General features: G+C 50.7%; 5 protein-coding genes and 1 pseudogene. 5 read left to right on the plus strand and 1 reads right to left on the minus strand.

Annotated features, from left to right (window positions below; genetic code table 11):
- Positions 1 to 1104: 1104 nt before the first annotated feature.
- Positions 1105 to 1713 (minus strand): superoxide dismutase, encoded by a 609-nt coding sequence (locus M2108_RS31045; protein ID WP_090715167.1) that lies wholly within the window; start codon positions 1711 to 1713, stop codon positions 1105 to 1107.
- Between the two features lie 598 nt (positions 1714 to 2311).
- Here M2108_RS31045 and M2108_RS31050 point away from each other — a divergent pair.
- The 5 genes and pseudogenes from M2108_RS31050 to folE all read left to right on the plus strand — a co-directional run bounded on the left by M2108_RS31050 (position 2312) and on the right by folE (position 6393).
- Entirely contained in the window at positions 2312 to 2731 is a 420-nt protein-coding gene (locus tag M2108_RS31050; RefSeq protein ID WP_277473322.1) for a GNAT family N-acetyltransferase, read from the plus strand.
- 205 nt (positions 2732 to 2936) lie between these two features.
- On the plus strand, positions 2937 to 3554 hold the full coding sequence (lepB, locus tag M2108_RS31055; RefSeq protein ID WP_277473321.1) for a signal peptidase I: 618 nt from the start codon (positions 2937 to 2939) through the stop codon (positions 3552 to 3554).
- A gap of 51 nt (positions 3555 to 3605) precedes the next feature.
- Positions 3606 to 5367: pseudogene (gene queG / locus M2108_RS31060) on the plus strand (tRNA epoxyqueuosine(34) reductase QueG).
- Positions 5368 to 5492: 125 nt separating this feature from the next.
- Entirely contained in the window at positions 5493 to 5747 is a 255-nt protein-coding gene (locus M2108_RS31065; RefSeq protein ID WP_068723224.1) for a YneF family protein, read from the plus strand.
- Positions 5748 to 5799: 52 nt separating this feature from the next.
- Positions 5800 to 6393, plus strand: coding sequence for a GTP cyclohydrolase I FolE (gene folE / locus M2108_RS31070; RefSeq protein ID WP_277473323.1), 594 nt, complete (start codon positions 5800 to 5802; stop codon positions 6391 to 6393).
- Positions 6394 to 6561 lie beyond the last annotated feature (168 nt).

Here is a 6561-nt window from a genome sequence, read left to right on the forward strand (position 1 = left end):
TCGCGGAGCGTCCACCCAAGTGAATACGTACATCCTACTCCAAACCAAGGGCCGTCCCAAGTAGCCATTTCATGGCTTTTGGGACAGCCCCTTTTCTTATTCCGCAGATGCGGCCCGGCTTGCGCCACTCAACGCTGTTGCATATTGCGCCAATGTACTCAGGCTACTCCAAAGTATTCCACCCAATGGGTGAGCAGTTTCCCGGCTTCTCGCTCAAAAAAACATTTAAGTGGATTTTCGCTATCTAATTCTACCGTTTCTCTGAAATTATGGATATTAGTTGGAAAATAGGTACTTATTTTGGGTTAAATTCGTCTTTGCGCATAAAAATAGTAGAATTAAGTATCCTTTTTCCACTTAGTCTCTCTCCTCAGGCCAGATTGCTGATAATAGATAGCGATTTTCCACTAAGTCTCTTTTAGCTTGGCCGGTTTTTCCTTGCAGATACATTTCTGTTTAGGCGAGAATCTAAATAGCTCATTTTGTACACTTAAAACCAGCGCAGATCGGCTTCTGTGCCATGTAGCTGTACTTTGTGCAATTAAAACAGCCCAAAACGGTCCAAACCAGCAAATTCGGGAATTTTAATTGTACAGAATGCAGCTAAACAGGAGGAAAGGGGGAGAAACACGTGTTTTAGTTGTATAAACTACACTTAAGTCCAATAGGTGTTTTGAGGAGGGAGCATAGCCGCACATTTGTCGTTTACAGTCACTTATCGTTACATATATTCGTCCATAGCCACACATAATCACTCATCGTTATGCATATTTCACTAGTAGTCACTCATAGTTGCTTATAGTCACTTATTACCGTCATAGCCACTTATAGTCACTTGTAGCCGCTCAACATCCGCACATAGTTACTCAAATCCACCCTAGTCACTCCTGGCGCACTAAGCCGCCCACTAGCCGTACTAAGCCACTCCTAGCCGCACTTCATTACTCCTATCCCTTTTATCCATCCTTCATCCACTCTTATCCGCACCCCCACCCCCAGCCAGCCACCACCAGAGCCCGCTCATCCCCCAAAACAAACAAAAACGGATACCGCCCAAAGGCAGTATCCGTTATGTTCACTCAATCCGCTTATGCGGCTTGAGTCTTATTTTGCGCTTTCGTAGCGTTTGCCGACTTCTTCCCAGTTCACTACGTTCCAGAACGCTTTAATGTAATCAGGGCGTTTGTTCTGGTAGTTCAGGTAGTAAGCATGCTCCCATACGTCCAGACCAAGGATCGGTGTAGCACCTTCGCTGATCGGGTTGTCCTGGTTAGGAGTGCTTGTTACAGCCAGCTTGCCGTCTTTAACAACGAGCCATGCCCAGCCGCTGCCGAAACGGGTAGTAGCTGCAGTAGCGAAATCTTCCTTGAATTTATCGAAGCCGCCGAGCTCGCTGTCAATTGCTGCTGCAAGTGCACCAGTCGGAGCGCCGCCGCCGCCAGGTCCGATAACTTCCCAGAACAGGGTGTGGTTGGCGTGGCCGCCGCCGTTGTTGCGTACAGCAGTGCGGATTGCTTCAGGTACTGCGTTCAGGTCAGTGAGCAGCTCTTCGATGCTCTTGTCTTGCAGTTCAGGCGCCTTTTCCAGAGCGGCGTTCAGGTTCGTCACATAAGTGTTGTGATGTCTGTCATGGTGAATTTCCATTGTCAGAGCGTCGATGTGCGGTTCAAGTGCGTTGTTCGGGTAAGGAAGTGCCGGTAATTGAAATGCCATGGAAAAATCCCTCCTGAGTTTTATGAGAATTTGTATGATAAAGAATTTTGGCGGTCTTGACGTCAAAACCCCTTATTTCCAATACGTCTTATAGGGTATGTACCCACTACGATATTATTATTAAACCGTATCTGGAAGAAGAATGCAACATTAAACAAACATAAATGTTTAAAAAGTGACAGCCGTGACAACCTCACGGGAAGTGTAAACACTATGTTAAAGAGATAGATTAACCCGGGGGAACACTTTTTATACCAGAGATTTTACCTTTATCATGAAAATGTGTAAATTGTTTTAATGAAAGCGCTTGATATAAAGCGCTTACCAAAGAAAAATGGTGATATCGCCAGAAAAGTGTGCTTTAATAGAGTTAAAAGCAGGTATTCCTCGTTTTTTGAACATTGAAGATGTGATCGGCCGTTTACATTCGGTTAATACTTCTTTGACCACAAGAAAAGCTTCTACTCATGATGGATCCGGTCGCTTCTTCAGATAACATCCATTACTTTTTTTTTCATGCTTTTTTTCTGTGTTTATTTTTTGCAGGAACTCCTTCTTTTTGTAACATCCAAGCCATAGAAAAGGGAGATTATAAAGAATGCACGTTCGTTCCTTTCAATTAAGCGACGTTACCCCTGTGACTGAATTGCTGCAGACCGCATTGTCGGAAGAATGTTTCGAGAGCACGATTGAGCCTTTTTCCAGGCAGCTTTCCTGGGATTCCGATCTCATTGTAGTTGCTGAAGAAGAAGGAGAAATTGTCGGTGCGCTGATTGGTACGATTGAAAAGAATCATGGCTGTTATTTCCGCATCGCGATTCATCCCGAATACCGCCGCAGAGGAATCGGCAGAAGTCTGGTTTCGGCAATGGAAAGCAGATTCCAGGCACGCAAGGTTAGCGGTATTTACGTGGCTGTTGATGAGCACAATTCGTTTGCGTTGCCCCTGTATGAAGCTATGGGCTATAACGAGAATCAGATTTTTAAATCCGTACGCAAGCTTAGCATTGTCGGATAAGAACCTCTGCCATGCTGTATGACGTAAGCGGAAACATTTACTAGAATAGAGAACTTTAAGGACTTATATGGTCTGTTCCATTATACTGAAGCATATCTCCCCGTTGTCCGTTGCAAATGGCCGGGAGATATGCTTTTCTATTGTTACGGGCTAAAGCTGCAGCGGCGGCAGTACCCTACTAATTACCGGAGCAAGAGGGTGGCATATGAACGGGGAAACCAAAGAAGAACTTATGCGCAGCCGCAAGCAGAGATACCGCTCAGTTACCCATAACGGCTCCAGAAGAACTCCTGTGCAGAGATGGGCCCGCGAGATACGGGACTGGATGGTTACTGCTGCAATTGTATTTGCAGTCATGTCGCTGCTTAATATATTCGTATTCAATGTCTCGACTGTTATCGGACAGTCCATGCAGCCGACGCTGTATGAAGGCGAGAAGCTGATTATTAACAAAATCACCCTCAGCTTTACGGACCCGGGACGGGGCGATATTGTCGTGCTTCATGATCCCAGTATCGGACCGGACCGGAAGGAGTATCTGGTCAAACGCGTGATCGGGGTACCCGGAGATGTTATAGAAGTAAAGGAACATCAGCTGTATGTCAATGGCGTTTTGGCTGAGGAACCTTATGTTGATACGGTAATTCAGGACTCGGATTTCCAGGCGGTAACGGTTGAAGCAGGAACCTATTTCGTAATGGGTGACAACCGCCATGCCGGAGCCAGTAAGGATAGCCGTTATTTTGGTGCTGTTCCAGAGGCCTTCATAGTCGGAAAGGCTGCATATATCTGGTGGCCCCTGTCCAAGCTGAATGCACTATAAACTGCGCCGGCCAGACCGGCTGAATCATGTTCAATAAAGGAGAAGGCGGAAATGAACATCAAGGCCCCGTCAGCATATGCCCCGCCGGCTTCCGGGTGGGAGAAGCTGAAGGCTGAAATTAAAGAGGCTGCCCCGCAGCTGGGGATTGACGATATCGGGTTCACTACGGCTGAACCCTTTCTATATTTAAAGGACATTCTTCAGGATCACCGGGACAAGGGCTATGAGTCAGGCTTTGAGGAGCAGGATCTCGAGAAACGCACCGTCCCGGCCCTGAAGAATGGTGAACCTATGTCTATTATTGCTATTGCCGTAGCGTATCCGTCCAAAATGGAGAACCCGCCCAAGTCGGAGCCCGGGGAACGGCGGGGGATTCTCGCCAGAGCCTCCTGGGGGCGGGATTATCATTTTGTTCTGCGGGAAGCGCTGGCGAAGCTTGAGGACTTTATCCGTGAGCGCGTTCCTGATGCCGTGCTTGAAAGTATGGTCGATACTGGAGTGCTGGTTGACCGTGCGGTAGCGGAACGGGCCGGAATCGGCTTCAGCGGCAAAAACTGTGCGGTCATTTCTCCGGACTGGGGCTCATGGATTTACCTAGGGGAAATGATCACGAATATTCCCTTTCTGCCGGATACTCCTGTAGAGGACGGCTGCGGAGACTGCACCAAATGTATTGATGCCTGTCCTACGGGGGCGCTGGTCGGACCCGGACAGCTGAATGCCCAGGCGTGCATTTCGTTTCTCACACAGACCAAAGGGTTTCTGAGTGAGGAATATATGACAAAGATCGGCAACCGCCTGTACGGCTGCGATACCTGCCAGATTGTCTGCCCCAAGAACCGGGGAAAGAACTGGAATCACCGCCCGGAGCTGCAGCCTGATCCGGAAATCGTCAAGCCGCTGCTGCTGCCGATCCTTGATCTCAGCAACCGGGAATTCAAGGAGAAATTCGGCATGAGCTCGGCAGCCTGGCGCGGCAAGAAGCCGATTCAGCGCAACGCGGTAATTGCGCTGGGGAATTTTAAGGAGGCTGCTGCCGTGCCCAAGCTGACGGAGATTGTCCTGCGCGAACCGCGTCCGGAGATGCGCGGTACCGCTGCCTGGGCACTCGGTAAAATCGGCGGCACAGAGGCATTGGCAGCGGTGGAGCAGGCGCTGCAGCGTGAAGAGGATGGCACGGTGCGGGAAATGCTGGACCGGGCACGCAGCAGACTGCTGGAGCAGAAGGAGCCTGGCTTTGAATAAGCGTAGCATGGCGGCATCCGCAGACTTAACAACGGTATATTACAGTGAAATGCAATCACTGATCGGTGATTTGACGTTATGCGCAACGGATAAGGGATTGTGTCTGGTCCGGTTCGGTCCGCTTGCCGGGACGCGGCCGGATATGGAGAAATGGCTGGCTGCCCGGATGGGCAAGGTGGAGCTGCTGCCCGGGGAGGGGCCGCTTGCCGGAGTGAAACATCAGCTCACAGAGTATTTCAGCGGACAGCGGCGGGACTTTTCGCTGCCGCTGGATCTGCGCGGGACCCCGTTTCAGCTCCAGGTCTGGGAGGCGCTGCGCACCATTCCTTACGGGTTGTCAGTTTCCTATAAGGATATCGCGCTTGCGGCAGGGAACGTCAAGGCGGTCCGGGCAGTCGGGGGAGCCAATAACCGCAATCCGGTTCCTGTCATTGTCCCCTGCCACCGGGTCATCGGGGCTGCTGGTGCCCTTGTGGGCTACGCCGGGGGGCTCAGCATTAAGAGCTGTCTGCTGGAGCTGGAGGCCGGGCAGACAGCACCGGATCAAGCGGGGATTTATCTTTTTTAAAGGCTCAGCCGTTTCAACCTGGCCTATGGGATTTACCAATTGCTGTCCAGATGTTGAAATGCTATGATAGAATCGCGTGCCCAAGACGGGCAATGCCGACAATTGAGTACAGAGGTGGACTTTAGATGAATATTGCGTTGCCTATTATTACGCTTGTCGTAGGTCTGATCGGCGGATTTGCCATTGGTGTTTTCTATCTGCGCAGACAAATGACAACGATGCAGAATGATCCGGAAATGCTCCAGAAGGTCGCGAAGCAAATGGGTTATAACCTGAACAACAAGCAGATGCAGCGTGCGCAGCAGATGCTCAAAAACAATAACCAGCCGGGACGGCCTGCACCTGCAGCCAGACAGAAGCAGGGCCGCAAAGGCAGATAAAGGGTTCTCGTAATAGATGATTACAGATACGGGGACGAAAGGGGGAGGCTCTATGGGGGGCATCAAGGAATATGTGAACGGCAAGGTATCTGCGAACCGTGAACAGATCGAGTACCACGTTGCCAGAATATTGGAATTAATCGGTGAAGACACCGGCCGTGAAGGCTTGCTGGATACGCCGGCACGTGTCACGCGGATGTATGAGGAGATCTTTGGCGGTTATTCAGTAGATCCCCGCGAGGCGCTCGGCGTAACATTTGATGAGTCTCATGAAGAGCTGGTCATCGTAAAAGATATTGTCTATTACAGCCAGTGTGAGCATCATATGGCCCCTTTCTTCGGCAAGGTCCATATCGGTTACGTGCCAAGCGGACGGATTGCCGGGCTTAGCAAGCTGGCCCGTCTTGTGGAGGCTGTTAGCCGCCGTCTGCAGGTGCAGGAACGTATTACAGCGCAGATCGCAGACATTATGGCCGAAGTGCTTAGTCCGCACGGCGTGATGGTTGTGGTGGAAGGCGAACATCTGTGCATGTGTGCCCGCGGGGTGAAGAAGCCCGGCAGCAAGACGGTGACTATGGCCACCAGAGGCACATTCCGTGAAGATGCGGCTGCACGCGCGGAATTTCTGTCCCTGATTAAAGAGTAGAACGGGGCAGGCTGCAAAGCGCTCCGGATATATTGAAAGCCCGCCCGCACTTCTGTGCCGGACGGGCTTTTTGGTGGTACGCCCAGCATGGGCGTCATCTCTAGGGTGAAAGTCCCGAACGGGGGCTGGCAAGCGCCTACCGATAGCCAAGGGCAAGGGTGTCCACCG

The organism is Paenibacillus sp. PastM-3, from assembly GCF_029893965.1.
In the GTDB taxonomy this organism is placed as follows: domain Bacteria; phylum Bacillota; class Bacilli; order Paenibacillales; family Paenibacillaceae; genus Paenibacillus_AQ.